Source organism: Mesorhizobium sp. M1E.F.Ca.ET.063.01.1.1 (assembly GCF_003998155.1).
GTDB lineage: Bacteria > Pseudomonadota > Alphaproteobacteria > Rhizobiales > Rhizobiaceae > Mesorhizobium.
This window is the reverse complement of sequence record NZ_RZSC01001374.1, coordinates 1-762: the sequence shown is the minus strand read 5'-3', so window position 1 is coordinate 762 and position 762 is coordinate 1. Positions and strand designations below refer to the sequence as shown.

Below are 762 nucleotides of genomic sequence, written 5' to 3'. Positions count from 1 at the left end.
TCTACGGCTGGGTGACGCTCGCCATGGCGACCGGGGCTTTTCGGAACCGAAAGCTGCAACTGATCTTCGCCTGGCTGGCGATCTCCACGTTGAACGAGGTCTTCATCGGCAGCCGCGCGATCAGGCTCCTGTTCATCACCGAGTTCGGCCCACTCTTCGCCGCCGGCCTGCTGGTCCACCACCTTCACGCGCATGGCCGTTCAAGGCCCGCCTTGCTGCTCCTCGCGGCTGCCTTCCTGATCTCCAGCTGCACCATCACCGTGACCCAGCAGTGGATGCTGGAGGCCTATGGCGCCGCCGTCCCGACCGCCAATCTGGTGGCCGCCAATGTCGTCATGCATGGCGCGTTGATTGCCGCTGTCTTGCTGCACGGCCATATCAGCTCGTCCTCGCTGACATTGGCGCTCGGCGGCCTGACCTATCCGCTCTACCTCCTGCACCAGAACGTCGGCTATTTCGTCATCAACGCCGCCACACCGCTGGCCGGCGGATGGGTGGCCGCCTTTGCCTGCGTCGCGCTCATGCTCTTTGTCTCCTCGGCGATCTGGCTCTATTTCGAGCGGCCGGCGCAGCGCATGCTCCGGATCGGGCTTGCGCGGGCGGTCGAGGCCGGGCGATTGAGACTGCGCCGCACCACCGCCCAGCCGGCCGAATGAAAAAGGGCGCCAAGCGGCGCCCTTTTGTCTTATGTTCCAATCGCTTACTGTGGCAGCTTGTCGTCGACGCCCTTGACGTAGAAATTCATGCCGAGCAGCGTGCCGT

At 64.3% G+C, this 762-nt stretch carries 1 pseudogene; it reads left to right on the top strand.

The annotated features are described in order from the left end of the window. A pseudogene (locus tag EOA29_RS38675) lies at positions 1–656 on the top strand (acyltransferase); the annotation flags it as partial. Between the last annotated feature and the right edge of the window lie 106 nt (positions 657–762).